At 24.7% G+C, this 13561-nt stretch carries 13 protein-coding genes and 1 pseudogene; 8 read left to right on the top strand and 6 right to left on the bottom strand.

What is annotated here, in order from left to right:
• Positions 1-23: 23 nt before the first annotated feature.
• Both gyrB and trmD read right to left on the bottom strand, forming a co-directional pair.
• Positions 24-1943: a DNA topoisomerase (ATP-hydrolyzing) subunit B gene (gene gyrB, locus H0H78_RS01320; RefSeq protein WP_185851216.1), complete on the bottom strand. Its 1920-nt coding sequence runs from the start codon at positions 1941-1943 to the stop codon at positions 24-26.
• Positions 1944-2143: 200 nt separating this feature from the next.
• Positions 2144-2806, bottom strand: coding sequence for a tRNA (guanosine(37)-N1)-methyltransferase TrmD (trmD, locus tag H0H78_RS01315; RefSeq protein WP_185851215.1), 663 nt, complete (start codon positions 2804-2806; stop codon positions 2144-2146).
• Positions 2807-2932: 126 nt separating this feature from the next.
• Between trmD and der the strand changes: the two genes are divergently transcribed.
• The 3 genes from der (at position 2933) to H0H78_RS01300 (ending at position 7268) form a co-directional block, all read left to right on the top strand.
• Positions 2933-4261 carry a ribosome biogenesis GTPase Der gene (der, locus tag H0H78_RS01310; RefSeq protein ID WP_185851214.1) on the top strand — a complete coding sequence of 443 codons (1329 nt, stop codon included), beginning with the start codon at positions 2933-2935 and terminating at the stop codon, positions 4259-4261.
• The gene (gene ruvA, locus H0H78_RS01305) at positions 4262-4870 is read left to right on the top strand and encodes a Holliday junction branch migration protein RuvA (protein ID WP_185851213.1); all 609 of its coding nucleotides are present in this window, start codon (positions 4262-4264) and stop codon (positions 4868-4870) included.
• Positions 4871-4982: 112 nt separating this feature from the next.
• Positions 4983-7268, top strand: coding sequence for an inorganic phosphate transporter (locus H0H78_RS01300; RefSeq protein WP_185851212.1), 2286 nt, complete (start codon positions 4983-4985; stop codon positions 7266-7268).
• Here the strand turns inward: H0H78_RS01300 and H0H78_RS01295 are convergent.
• Positions 7265-8239: a long-chain-fatty-acid--protein ligase gene (locus H0H78_RS01295; RefSeq protein ID WP_238783778.1), complete on the bottom strand. Its 975-nt coding sequence runs from the start codon at positions 8237-8239 to the stop codon at positions 7265-7267. The two genes, H0H78_RS01300 and H0H78_RS01295, sit on opposite strands and share 4 nt — an antisense overlap.
• Before the next feature lie 195 nt (positions 8240-8434).
• A pseudogene (locus H0H78_RS03015) lies at positions 8435-8749 on the bottom strand (CvpA family protein); the annotation flags it as partial.
• Positions 8750-8778: 29 nt separating this feature from the next.
• On the opposite strand from H0H78_RS03015, the gene H0H78_RS01290 reads away from it, so the two are divergent.
• Together H0H78_RS01290 and pheS are read left to right on the top strand one after the other, a co-directional pair.
• Complete coding sequence (locus tag H0H78_RS01290; RefSeq protein ID WP_185851210.1) at positions 8779-9153, top strand: hypothetical protein; 375 nt, start codon at positions 8779-8781, stop codon at positions 9151-9153.
• Positions 9154-9176: 23 nt separating this feature from the next.
• A complete protein-coding gene (pheS, locus tag H0H78_RS01285) occupies positions 9177-10172 on the top strand; it encodes a phenylalanine--tRNA ligase subunit alpha (RefSeq protein ID WP_185851209.1) in 996 nt (331 codons plus the stop codon).
• Here the strand turns inward: pheS and rlmB are convergent.
• Positions 10153-10929, bottom strand: a complete 777-nt coding sequence (gene rlmB / locus H0H78_RS01280; RefSeq protein WP_185851208.1) for a 23S rRNA (guanosine(2251)-2'-O)-methyltransferase RlmB — start codon at positions 10927-10929, stop codon at positions 10153-10155. The two genes, pheS and rlmB, sit on opposite strands and share 20 nt — an antisense overlap.
• A 336-nt stretch (positions 10930-11265) precedes the next feature.
• Complete coding sequence (locus H0H78_RS01275; protein WP_185851207.1) at positions 11266-11535, bottom strand: YtxH domain-containing protein; 270 nt, start codon at positions 11533-11535, stop codon at positions 11266-11268.
• Positions 11536-11624: 89 nt separating this feature from the next.
• On the opposite strand from H0H78_RS01275, the gene H0H78_RS03010 reads away from it, so the two are divergent.
• The 3 genes from H0H78_RS03010 to H0H78_RS01265 all read left to right on the top strand — a co-directional run bounded on the left by H0H78_RS03010 (position 11625) and on the right by H0H78_RS01265 (position 13532).
• The gene (locus tag H0H78_RS03010; RefSeq protein ID WP_238783773.1) at positions 11625-12203 is read left to right on the top strand and encodes an FAD-binding protein; all 579 of its coding nucleotides are present in this window, start codon (positions 11625-11627) and stop codon (positions 12201-12203) included.
• 35 nt (positions 12204-12238) lie between these two features.
• On the top strand, positions 12239-12661 hold the full coding sequence (locus tag H0H78_RS03005) for a UDP-N-acetylmuramate dehydrogenase (protein WP_238783772.1): 423 nt from the start codon (positions 12239-12241) through the stop codon (positions 12659-12661).
• Positions 12662-12767: 106 nt separating this feature from the next.
• A complete protein-coding gene (locus H0H78_RS01265) occupies positions 12768-13532 on the top strand; it encodes a phosphorylase family protein (protein WP_185851206.1) in 765 nt (254 codons plus the stop codon).
• Positions 13533-13561 lie beyond the last annotated feature (29 nt).

Raw genomic sequence — 13561 nt, 5'->3', positions numbered from 1 at the left:
GAAATTTGTTTTATTACACATATCTAAACATCTAATTTCGCATAGATAGCATTTTTTTCTATAAAATTTCTACGTGGTGGAACTTCATCTCCCATAAGAATGGAAAATATTTTATCAGCATCCGAATGATCCTCTATATGAATCTTTCGTAAAGTTCTTTTTTCGGGATTCATGGTTGTTTCCCAAAGTTGATCTGCATTCATTTCTCCTAAACCCTTATAACGTTGAACATTTACATGTTTTCTACCTCCAAATTTATGTAAAATTGTTTCTCTTTCCTTATCATTCCAAGCATATTGAAAATTCTTTCCTTTTCGTATTAAATAAAGAGGAGGAGTCGCTATATAGATATGTCCTTTTTCTATTAATGGTTTCAAATAACGGAAAAACAAAGTTAAAATTAAAGTAGAAATATGACTTCCATCTATATCCGCATCTGTCATAATAATGATTTTATTATATCTTAGTCTTTCTATATTTAAATCTTTTTGATTTTTTTCATTAGAAAAAGTAACCCCTAAAGAAGTAAATATATTTCTTATTTCTTCATTTTCAAATATTTTATATGAAATAGATTTTTCAACATTTAAAATTTTACCTCTCAATGGTAAAATTGCTTGAAAATTTCTATCTCTTCCTTGTTTAGCTGTTCCTCCTGCAGAATCTCCTTCTACTAAATAAATTTCACAAGTTTCTGGATCATTTAAAGAACAATCTGCTAATTTACCAGGCAAAACACTATTATACAGTGTATTTTTTTTTTGTATAAATTCACGAGCTTTCTTAGCTGCTTTACGTGCTTTTGCAGATAAAATGACTTTATCGATTATTTTTTTTCTATCAATAGGATGTTCTTCTAGATAAGTGGATAAAATTTCACCCACTATTTTTTCTACAACACCACCCACTTCTTGATTACTTAATTTTGTTTTAGTTTGTCCTTCAAACTGAGGTTCCATAACCTTTACAGATATAATAGCTGTAAGGCCTTCCCTAAAGTCTTCTCCAGTTAAATCTACTTTTTCTTTGGATAATGGACCATATTCTTCCGCATATTTTTTTAAAGTTCTTGTTAAGGCTCTTCTAAAACCAGAAATATGAGTTCCTCCCTCTTGAGTATTTATATTATTCACATAAGAATAAATTTTTTCTTTAAAAGAAGTATTGTATTGCATGGAAATTTCCAAAACGGTATTTTCTTTTTCACCTGTAATAGAAATAATATTTTTAGTTAAAACTTCTTCATTTTTATCTAAAAGAAAAAGAAATTCTTTTATTCCATTTTTAGAGTAAAAAACTTCTTTTTTATGGATTCTTTCGTCTTGTAAAAAGAGATGGAGTCCTTTATTTAGAAAAGACAATTCTCTTAAACGACTAGATAATATTTCATAACTATATGATATAGAACTAAAAATAGAATTATCAGCTATATAATGTATTTTCGTTCCTCTCATATTTGTTTTTCCTAAACATTTTACATTATTAATAGATTTTCCTTTAAAATATTCTTGTTGGTAAATTTCACCATTACGATATATAGTTACTATAAGTTTTTTTGATAATGCGTTTACACAAGAAATACCTACCCCATGTAAACCTCCAGATACTTTATAGGAATTTTTATCAAACTTACCTCCAGCTCCAATTTTAGTCATAACAACTTCAAGAGCAGATATTCCTTCTTTTTTATGAATTCCTACAGGAATTCCACGTCCGTTATCAACAATGGTTATAAATCCATTATTATGGATCGTAACCCATATTTTATTACAAAAACCCGCTAAAGATTCATCTACAGAATTATCTATAACTTCATTTACAAGATGATGTAAACCTTTCATTCCTACGTCTCCAATATACATAGAAGGTCTCATCCTTATATGTTCAATCCCTTCAAGAGATTGAATACTATCTGCTGTATAATTACTCGTATTTTTACTCATAATACATTCATTCTAATTTTCAGAGTAAATTTTTCTTTTTTTCATAAAAAATTGATAGTTTTTACTATCAAATATAGAACAAAAATGTTATCACGTGAAAACTTGTTATTTCTAGTTTATAAAAAATAGTAATTTAGAACTTAAGAGGTTTTTTTTCTAGTAAAGTTCTATTTTCATAAACATAAAAGGAAATTAGAATTTTAAAAATCTAATTTCTTTTTGTTTGATTTTTCATCAATCCATTCTTTTATTTTTCGATGATTACCAGACAAAAGAATTGGTGGAACGGTCCATCCTTTATAAATTTCTGGACGAGTATAAATAGGAGGAGCATAGAAGTTAACTCCTTTATGAAAGGTATCATATTTTATGGAATCATGATTATGTATGACTCCAGGTAATAATCTTGCTATCGATTCTACTACTACAGCTGCTGCTATTTCTCCTCCAGAAAGGATATAAGGACCAATAGATATTTCTTTGGAGATTAAATTATCTCTTATTCTTTGATCAATTCCTTTGTAACGTCCACATAAAATAATAATATTTTTTTTTTTAGTTAATTGTTTTGCATTTTCTTGTGAAAAAATTTTTCCATCAGGAGTCAGAAAAATTTTTTCATCATAATTCCTTTCTGATAATAATTTATCAAAACAATTATAAACAGGTTCTATTCGAATAACCATTCCTGATCCACCACCATAAGGATAATCATCTACATTCTTACGTTTTCCTAAGCCATATTTTCGTAAATCATGAATATGTATATTTAAGATTCTTTTATTCACTGCTCTTTTAATAAGAGAATTTGAAAATGGACCATGAAAAATTTCTGGAATTACGCTAATGATATCTATACGCATTTTTATTTACTTTAAATTATTAAATTTAAGTAAGTTAAGGAGATACATGCAGATAATCTTATATAACTATAACCTAGTTAAAAAAATTTATACCTTTGTTTTGAAATAATATCAAAAGAACAAAAAATGAGTAGCCCCTTAGTATCTATCGTAGGACGTCCAAATGTAGGAAAATCTACATTATTTAATCGTTTCGTAGGACGAAGGAAAGCTATAGTTCATGTTGATAGTGGAGTGACAAGAGATCGTATTTATGGATATTCTGAATGGAATGGATTTCATTTTTATGTAATAGATACAGGGGGGTACAATCCATATAGTAAGAATATTCTTGATCGAGAGATCACTAAACAAATTTTTATATCCATAACAGAAGCTGATGTGATTTTATTTATGGTAGAAATAAAAATAGGAGGGAGCATAGATACAGATATTAAAATCTCTCAATTACTTAGAAAAAGTAATAAATATATTTTATTAGTTGTCAATAAAATTGATCAAGAAAAAAATCTTTTTTCTCATACAGATTTTTTTCGTTTAGGATTTAAAGATTATTATTTAATATCAGCTATCAATGGAAGTGGAACAGGGGAATTGTTAGATAAGTTAATAAACTTACTAAAAAAAGTAGAAAAAAGAAATGAAGATAATGAAATAAGAAAAGATATTCCACGTTTTTCTGTGATAGGACGTCCGAATGTAGGAAAATCTACATTTGTTAATTCTTTCTTAGATAAGAATCACCATATTGTAACAGATATTTCTGGTACGACTAGAGATAGCTTAGAAGTTTTTTATAACAAAAAAAAAGAATATAAATGTATCTTAGTTGATACTCCTGGAGTTAGAAGAAGATCTAAAATAAGTAAAAGTATTGAATTTTATTCGAGTCTAAGAACTATTAAAAGTATAGAATATACAGATATATGTTTTTTAATGGTAGATGCTATTTGCGGATGGGAAGCACAAGATAGAAAAATTTTTAGATTAGCCGAAAAAAATCAAAAAGGGATACTTATTCTTATTAATAAATGGGATCTTTTGTTAAATTCCACTAAGAATCATTCTTCTATACAAAAAAATTACGAAATTTTAATTCGTAAAAAAATAGCTCCATTTAATAATGTTCCCATATTTTTCATATCTGCTAAAAATAACAAGTGGATAGAAAATATTTTATCCATAGCTTTTCACATTTTTGAAAAACGTAGAAGTAGATTAAAAACTAATTTATTAAATAAAATTATGTTACCAATATTTCAGAAATATGTTCCTTCTCCTAAAACAACCATTAAATATTGCATTCAGCTACCTACACCTACTCCAAAATTTATCTTTTTTTCTAATTCACCTCAGTCTATTAAAGAATCTTATAAAAGATTTGTTGAAAAAGAAATACGTAATCACTTTGATTTTAAAGGGGTCCCCATACAAATTTTTTTTCGAAAAAAATAAGTGATTACACATCTAAGAGGAAAACTGATAGAAAAAAATCAATCTGATTTAATAATAGATTGTAACGGAATTGGTTATTTTTTACATATATCTTCGTACACTTATTCTTCTTTATCAGAAATAGGCCAAGATATATACATATATACTTATCCTTTGATAAAGGATAATCAACATGTATTGTATGGTTTTTATCATAAAAAAGAAAGAAAAACATTTTCTGATTTGATTTCTGTAAATGGAATAGGACCTGGTTCTGCTATCACATTATTATCTTATTTAACTCCAGAAGAAGTAGAAAAAGCTATATATCAAGAAAATATAAATATTTTTCATCAGATTAAGGGAATAGGGATAAAAACAGCTAAAAGAATTATCATAGAACTTAAAGATAAGATTAAGAAAAATCTCCCTAAAGAACAAAAAGTGTGTTTTTCAGATAAAAATTGTTTTAACATAAAAAATAAAAAAAAGAAAGAAGAAGCCTTAAAAGCTTTGATAGTTTTAGGTTTTTATACTCAAGAATCTAAAAAAATTTTGGATGAAATTTTGGATAAAAATCCAGAATATACTGTGGAACATCTTATCAAGGAATCTATAAAAAAATTATAAAAAAATTAATGACGATTAATCATCAAGATTAATTATTACAATAACAAACTCCAAAAATAATATACTTTTGTTTTTGTTATCAAATTGATTAATTAATACTTACCTCTTTATTATGAAATTTTTTTATCCATCAATTATAGTGATTCTTTTTGTATTATCTATTTTTGATCTTATTGTAGGTTTGATTAATGATGCAGTTAATTTTCTGAATTCAGCTATTGGATCTAAAGTTGCTTCTCGTAAAACTATTATGATTTTTTCTAGCATGGGTATTTTATTAGGAGCATTTCTTTCCAGTGGAATGATGGAAGTAGCTAGAAAAGGAGTTTTTGATCCTTCTTATTTTTATTTTTCAGATCTAACCTTCATTTTTTTAGCTGTAATGATATCTGATATTATTTTATTAGATATTTTTAATACTCTAGGGTTACCTACCTCTACTACAGTATCCATGGTTTTTTGTTTATTAGGTGGAGCGTTCAGTATTGCCATGATAAAAATGTCTTCCCCACTAAGTCAAGAACCTCTTCATAATTTAAGTCTATACATAAAAGCAGAAAAAACATTAACGATAGGTTTAGGTATTTTTTTATCTATTATCATTTCTTTTATTTCAGGTGCATTTATTCATTATTTTATACGGTTTTTTTTAAGTTTTGAATATGAGAATAGATTAAAATATTTAGGAGTTATATGGGCCGCTATTTCATTAAGCAGTATGACTTATTTTTTGATTGTAAGAGGTTTACAAGGTATAGTTAGTGAAAATTCAACATATTTTTCTCTATTCATTAAAAATTTTATTAAGTATATACACCATAATTTTTTTGTTTTTTTACTTGTATTATTTTCTGTTTGTATCATTATCGCAAAGATTTGTGTTTCTTTAGGATGTAATATATTAAAATTCGTCGTTTTATATGGAACTTTTTCTTTAGCTATGGCTTTTGCTGGAAATGATTTAGTCAATTTTATAGGAATTCCTATAGCTAGCATACAATCTTATAATATATGGAAAGAAGCGGGTGGTCCTCCAGCCGAAAAATTTTATATGAAAAGTCTATCTGAAAATGTTCATGTTCCTTCATCCGTATTAATTTTTTCGGGTATTATTATGATATTGACTCTTTGGTTTTCTAAAAAGACAAAAACAATTACAAGCACAGAAATTAATTTAAGTAGACAAAATGAAGGAGATGAAAAATTTTTATCCTCTTCTCTTTCAAGAGGAATCGTTCGATTTTTCTTATATTTTGGAGATAAATTTTTTAAATTATTTCCTAAAAGATTATTGGTAAGAATAGAAAAAAATTTTAAAAGAAAAAAACAACAAAATGAAAATGTTGCCTTTGATTTAGTTAGAGCCTCTGCTAATTTAACTATATCTAGCATATTAATATCCATAGCTACGGTTAAAAAATTACCATTATCAACTACTTTTGTTACTTTTATGGTATCTATGGGGACATCTCTTTCAGATAGAGCTTGGGATAGGGAAAGTGCAGTTTATAGAATATCAGGAGTTTTAAAAGTTATAAGAGGTTGGTTCTTAACAGGTTTTATGGCTTTTTTTATGGCAGGAATTACGTCCTCTTTTTTATATTTTTCAAAAATATGGGCCTTAATTTTTTTTCTTTTTTTGATTGTTGTTGTTTTTTACAAAAGCTACAAAAATTATCAAAAAGTAGAATCAAAAAAACTTGAAGAACAAAAAATAATCCTTTTAGGAGAAACTCTTTCCTTAGAAAGGTTCTTAAACAAGACATTGGATATATTAGACCCTTTAATTGAATCAATAGAAAATATTTATGAAAATAGTATAGAAGGAATTACTCAAGAGAAATTAAAAATTTTACAGGATAGTAAGAAAATTTTTTTAAAAATTAAAAAAAACTTTACGATAATACAAAACTCTTTAATATTAGTAATTAGAAAAACAAAAAGTAGTGATCAAACCTCTGGTAGACTTTATATACGTATATATAATAAAATGAAAGAAATGATTGAATCTTCAGATATTATAACTAATCGTACTTTATTTCACGTGATGAATAGTCATAAATCTTTAAAAGATCAGCAAAAGAAAAATTTACGTATACTTAAATATTTGATGTTAGAATATTTCCAAATTTTTAAAAAAATCAGAATTCATAGATGTACTGAAAAAGAAAACAGAAAAATAAAAAGAAAAATTTTCAAAAAAATAGAATATTTTATAAATCAACAGGTAAATGGAATCATACATAATAAATATGGTGAAAAAAACACACTATTAATGTTAGATATACTCTTACAATCGAAAAAAATAACAAAAAATATAGAAAATATTATTTTTTTATATACAGAAACTTTTATCCTACTTCATCGAAAATCAAAAAAAGACTCTTCAGTAGTTTAAAAAGTCATCATACTACATCCACGTATATCTGAAGAATCCATTCTTCCTAATACTTCAAATTCTTCTTCATTTATCTTTTTTCCTAAATCATTTGTAGAAATAAATGAACAAGATAAATAATTGGATAAATCAATAATATCTATTCCTCCTATCTTATGATTATCGATATGTAAAAAGGGGTCTTCAGGATCTCTTATGTATATTTTCATCCAAGGAGGACATCTAAATATTCCGTTTTTTTTTGAATACGCTTGAGAAAGCAATTCTGTCATTCCATATTCAGAATGGATATTTTTCACACAGAAACCTTTTTTGAGAATACAATGTAACTCCTCTCTTATAATTTCCTTTTTTTTTCCCTTCATTCCTCCTGTTTCCATAATTATAACTTTTCTTTTCTTAAAATCGAAACTATTTTTATTTTTTTTTTGATTTAAAAAATCTAATAAAGAGAAACTCGATCCAAAAATAAAAATATTTTTTTCATTATGAAGAATTGGTAAATTTTCATTATCAATGAAAGTACTTCCATTTTTACATGTTTTTTGTATAAAGTATTTTAACATGAAAATTAAAGAAGAATCTTTTCTATAAGAAGGTAATAAAGCTAAAAATTGAAAATTTTCTATAGAACCATAAAAATATTCAAATCCTTTGCAAATACTATTAATATAAATGATTGAATCCGCTATATAATGTCTACTTTTGATACCTGTTGTTCCAGTACTTTCAAAAACAACTTCTGGTATAATATCCTTTGGTAAACTATAAACTCGATGAGTTTTAAAAAATGAAATAGGTAAAAATGGTATATCAGATATTTTTTTAATACAGTATGGTTTAATTTTTAATAATTGTAAATAATTTTTATAAATTTTGTTATTTTTGATTTGATAATTGAATATCTCTAATGAGAGAGATAAAAATTCTTTTTTGGATGATATAGAAAAAATCTTTTTATTAAAGTTCATTTGATGAAAATATAATTCTTCTACTTTTTTGAAAAAAAAAATGAATATTTTTCGATACATAGAGAAGAAATATTGAAATTCTTTTTCAAAAGAATTTAAAAAAAAACGATGTGGAACAAAATTTATTATTTTATTTGTTTCTTTCAACAAAGAAAGACATATTGAAATATAAAAAAAATATTTAATAAAACCTAATAGACTACCTAATATTTTATCAAGTGTATTTAAATACATCATATTTAAAATCAATTCTATGAATTTTTTTAAAAAAAAAGATATGATAATTATAAAAAAAAATGAAATAATTATAGATAGACCTGTAAACAATGGTTCTTTTATTCTATATTTTTTTAAAATTATTTCTGAAACAACATGAAATATTTCTATTTCTTTGTATAGAAAAATAAAGAATATCATGAAAAAAAATAACTGTGATAATAATCCTTTTTTATATCCTTTATATCCTCCATAAAAAACTATAAACAAAATAATAATATCATTGGTATACATTACAAATAACTTTTTTTTATTCAAAAAATATGAAAAAAGAATTTATAAAACGATTCTATATAAAAAATTGGAATCAAGTAATATTATATATACGAAATCATTTTTATATAAAAGGTAAAATTGATCCTATTGGAATCATATATCTTATAGGAATTCAAGAATTAGGTAAAGGATTGATAAAAGATCTTTTTTTGAAAAGAGAAGAAAAATTAAATATTTTGCATATTGCAATATGTAGAATTCTAGAACCTTTTGGTTATTATACATTTATTGGTAGGGATAAAGAAGGATGGCCTCATTACCTTTTAAAAAAAAATCTTCCATTTTTAAAAATAGAGGAACAATCATTTTTAATTAGAAAAGCTATTATACGTTATATGAACGAAGAAAATATTATTGAATAATATTAAAAAATATTAATATTTCTATGGATAAAAAATTGAGTAATCTAAAAAAGGAAATAGAATGTTTTCAAGCATATACATATGATGATATTGAATCCTTTCGGATAAAATTTCTAGGAAAAAAACAGGGTGTTTTAACGATCTTATTCAAAGAATTAAAAAAATATCCTATTCAAGAAAGAAAAATATATGGAAAAAAGATCAATGAAATTAAAAGGAAAATTCAAAAAAAGATCAATATGCATTCTTTCAAAAAACTCATTAAAAATGATAACTTCATCCATTTTGATCCTACAATTCCAGGAAAATCCATAGAAATAGGATCTTTGCATCCTATTTCTATTCTAAAAAATAGAATTACAAACCTATTTAAAAAAATAGGTTTTTCTTATGTAGAAGGACCTGAAATAGAAGATGATTGGCATAATTTTACGGCTTTAAATATTCCTATAGATCATCCATCTAGGGATATGCAAGATACTTTCTTTTTATATAAAAATCCAGATATTTTGTTACGTACACATACTTCTTCTGTACAAATAAGATATATGAAAAAACATAGTCCTCCTTTTCGTGTATTTTCCATAGGAAAAGTATATAGAAATGAAACTATTTCTTCTCGTTCCTATTTCATGTTTCACCAAATGGAAGCTTTTTATATAGACAAAAAAGTTTCTTTTTCAGATTTAAAACAAACTATACATTATTTAATCATTTCCTTATTTGGAATAAGTAGAAAAATAAGATTCCGTCCTTCTTATTTTCCATTTACAGAACCTAGTGCAGAAGTAGATATTTCTGAAAATAGAAATATAGGATGGTTAGAGATAATGGGATGTGGAATGATAGATCCTAAAGTATTAGAAAATGTAGAAATAGATCCAGATATTTATTCCGGATTTGCTTTCGGTATAGGGATTGAACGTCTGGCTTTACTTATTTATAAAATAGATGATATTCGAATTTATTTTGAGAACGATACTCGTTTCCTAAAACAATTCAAAAGTGATTTGTTGTGATAAATTTTCTTTGTCGTAAAACTTCATATAAAAAGACTCCGCAAGCTACAGAAACATTTAAAGAATCTATTCCTTTCCCATTATTAATTGATGATGGTATATTTGCTTTTTCAAAAGTCATTTTCAAGTATTTAGGAGAAATACCATTTGATTCATTACCTAATATGATAGCTGTAGGACCTGAAAAATTAATATCATACAAATAAATATTTGATTTTTCAGTAGCTGAAACAATTTTTAATCCTGATTTTATTAAATACTCTATAACAGTTTTGATACTTTTCTCCTTACATATTGGGACTTTAAACAAAGCCCCTGATGATGTTTTTACAGAATCAGAACCAATCATAGCTGTATATTTTTTCGGAATGATGATAGCATCTACACCTGCATATGCAGAAGTACGAATAATAGATCCAAAATTTCTTACATCAGTGATCCGATCTAAAATGATAAAAAGTGGATTTTTCCCCTTTTCATATAATATAGGAAGTAAATCTTTTATATAATAAGTGGTTATAGGATGGATATAAGCAAAAACACCTTGATGATTTTTATTTTTCAATAAATGATAAAATTTACTGTTTTTAACAGTATCAATTTCTATATTTTCTCTCTTAGACAGATTAATTAATTTTTTATAATGATTGGATTTTTTTTTCCATCCTATTTTAAAAAATAATTTAAAAATCGTTTTTTTAGCTATAATAGCTTCTATTAATGGATGTATTCCATATATTATTTCTAATTTTTTCATTTTTCTTTATTTTGGAAAAATTTTTTAAAAATGAATTTTTTGATAAAAAAACGTATGATTTTTTTACAAAAAAGTAAAATAAAAAATAAAAGAAAAAAATAGAAAATAGTGATAATTCCAAACCCTAAAACATAATTATCAAGATAATAAGATAAAAAAAAAGATAAAAAAATACTACCTATAAAAAAAATCATTACGAAAAGTATAAGAAAAAAGAAATTCATAATAATTTCTGTCATTACGGAAATGACTACTTTAATAGCTTTATTTTTGATAATATTCAACTGTCTATTGAAAAAATTTATTATGAAAACGAACATTCCTTGAATAAAGAAATTATGTTCCCAATTCTTCTTCCACTTTATCCGCTTTATCTATCTTATTTTTGTTCCACTTTGACTCAAATTTAGATTTAAGTTTATGCACTTTTTTTCCTATTTTTTTACTTATATTATGCAGATTATCTCTAAGTTCTTCTGTCTTTTTACCTAGTATATTTCTAATTTTTTCTTCTTTTTCTTTTTTTTGAGCTAAAAAAATACCTAATATAACACCAGCCATAGTACCTAGAATAACCCCCCAAAAAAAACTTCCTCCTTTTTTCATAATAAAAAAAACGATTTTATATTTAGAATAATAAATTTAATCATAACAATACTTAAGTACAAAATTGTTATTGACAATATTTTTTATCTATGTTAAATTTTAAAAGAAATTTTTCTCTGAAGAATTTTAACACATTTGGAGTAAATGTACAAGCAAATTATTTTATTAATGTAAAAAAAATAGAAGAAATACAAAAAATTTACTATAAATATCCATACATTCCAAAACTTCCATTAGGAAATGGGAGTAATGTCCTTTTTTTAAGAAATTATTACAATGGAATTGTAATGAAAATTGGATTTAAAGGAATAATAGTGATGAAAGAATATGATTCTCAAGTAATAGTAAAAGCATTTTCTGGAGAAAATTGGGAAAAATTTGTTATTTGGACTATAAAAAAAGGATTTAGCGGATTAGAGAATTTATCATTTATTCCTGGAACTGTAGGAGCTTCACCTATACAAAATATTGGAGCATATGGATCAGAAGTAAAAGATACTTTACTGGAAGTTCAAGTTTATGATACAAATAATGGACAAATAAGAATCTTTACAAAGGAAGAATGTAAATTAGAATATCGTCATTCTTTTTTTAAACAAACACATGTAAAAAATAATTTTTTGATTTTATCTGTATCCTTTTTGTTAAAAAAAAAAATCACAAACTAAATATTTCTTACGAAATGAAAGAGGAATTAAAAAATATGAAAATAAAGAAACCAACCATTTATGATTTAAGTATAGCTATTATGAATATTAGAAAAAGAAAACTCCCAAATCCAAAAAAAATAGGAAATGCTGGTAGTTTCTTTATGAATCCAATCGTAGAAATGATTGATTTTATTAATATAAGATCTAAATATCCAAATATTACGGGTTATTCTATTATTGATAATAATAAAAAAACAAATAAAGTAAAATTATCTGCCAGTTCCTTGATTGAATCAATAGGATGGAAAGGTAAAAAAAAGGGAAATGTTGGAATATATGAAAAACTTCCTATTGTTTTAGTAAACTATGGAAAAGCTAGAGGAATAGATATATATTCTTTTTCAGAAGAAATAACTAAAAAAATAAAAAATAAATTGGGAATTCTATTATCACGAGAAGTAAATATTATCCAATAATAGTATTATACTATCCAAAAAACAAATAAATATAATGGTTTTCTTTATTTTATTTATCTTTCTACAGAAATAAGAAATAGTATTCGATCAAATAATTTTATTTTCAATGACTTCAGAAGAAAAATCAACAAAATATATACAAGAAAAAATACAAGAAAAACCAGAATTTGGAATAATTATTTTAGAAAATCAATTTTCTCAATTGATAAAAGAAATTAAAAATCCTATATGTCTTTCTTATGAAGAAATACCAAGTTTTATGAGAACATGTGGAAAATTTATTTTTGGAGACATAGAAGGAAAAAAAGTAGTATTCTTAATAGAACCTCTATCTTACTGCTACAAAGAAGAAAACAAAAGCTTTCCTATTCTTGTTTGTAAAAATATCGGTGTAAATAAATTAATATTAATTAATACTTCTATAGGTGTAAATCCTAACTATAAAAAAGGAGACATCATGTTTGTTAAAGATCACATTAATTTTTTTCCAGAAAGTACACAAATGAAAGAATTTCTTCTGAAAAGAAAGAATTTTTTATACATGGATCCTTATTATGATCAAAAAATGCTTGAATTAGCAGAAAGTATAGCCATGAATCATAACATCATGATACAAAAGGGAGTGTATGTTTCTATTCCTTATTCACATTATAATACTCATTCTGAATATGCAATGATAAGATCAATAGGTGGAGATAGTATTGGTATGAATCATATTATATCAGATGTAATTACAGCAAGATGTATAGATTTACAAGTTTTTTCTATATCTATTATAATAGAATTATCTGAAAAATATGAATCTAAAAATACGGAAAAAACAATTCCTCTTTTAACACTCATTTTAAAAGAATTTATTAAATCTACTTAACATATATACTCATATTTATTTTATTTTGT

The organism is Blattabacterium cuenoti, assembly GCF_014251235.1.
Taxonomy (GTDB): domain Bacteria; phylum Bacteroidota; class Bacteroidia; order Flavobacteriales; family Blattabacteriaceae; genus Blattabacterium; species Blattabacterium cuenoti_AF.
The sequence above is the reverse complement of the archived record's forward strand: the minus strand, read 5'-3'. Positions and strand labels throughout refer to the sequence as shown.

Coding starts and splice junctions, on each gene's coding strand:
- gyrB (WP_185851216.1), bottom strand. CDS start 1,943: ATGAGTAAAAATACGAGTAATTATACAGCAGATAGTATTCAATCTCTT.
- trmD (WP_185851215.1), bottom strand. CDS start 2,806: ATGCGTATAGATATCATTAGCGTAATTCCAGAAATTTTTCATGGTCCA.
- der (WP_185851214.1), top strand. CDS start 2,933: ATGAGTAGCCCCTTAGTATCTATCGTAGGACGTCCAAATGTAGGAAAA.
- H0H78_RS01300 (WP_185851212.1), top strand. CDS start 4,983: ATGAAATTTTTTTATCCATCAATTATAGTGATTCTTTTTGTATTATCT.
- H0H78_RS01295 (WP_238783778.1), bottom strand. CDS start 8,239: ATGAACTTTAATAAAAAGATTTTTTCTATATCATCCAAAAAAGAATTT.
- H0H78_RS01290 (WP_185851210.1), top strand. CDS start 8,779: ATGAAAAAAGAATTTATAAAACGATTCTATATAAAAAATTGGAATCAA.
- pheS (WP_185851209.1), top strand. CDS start 9,177: ATGGATAAAAAATTGAGTAATCTAAAAAAGGAAATAGAATGTTTTCAA.
- rlmB (WP_185851208.1), bottom strand. CDS start 10,929: ATGAAAAAATTAGAAATAATATATGGAATACATCCATTAATAGAAGCT.
- H0H78_RS01275 (WP_185851207.1), bottom strand. CDS start 11,535: ATGAAAAAAGGAGGAAGTTTTTTTTGGGGGGTTATTCTAGGTACTATG.
- H0H78_RS03010 (WP_238783773.1), top strand. CDS start 11,625: ATGTTAAATTTTAAAAGAAATTTTTCTCTGAAGAATTTTAACACATTT.
- H0H78_RS03005 (WP_238783772.1), top strand. CDS start 12,239: ATGAAAATAAAGAAACCAACCATTTATGATTTAAGTATAGCTATTATG.
- H0H78_RS01265 (WP_185851206.1), top strand. CDS start 12,768: ATGACTTCAGAAGAAAAATCAACAAAATATATACAAGAAAAAATACAA.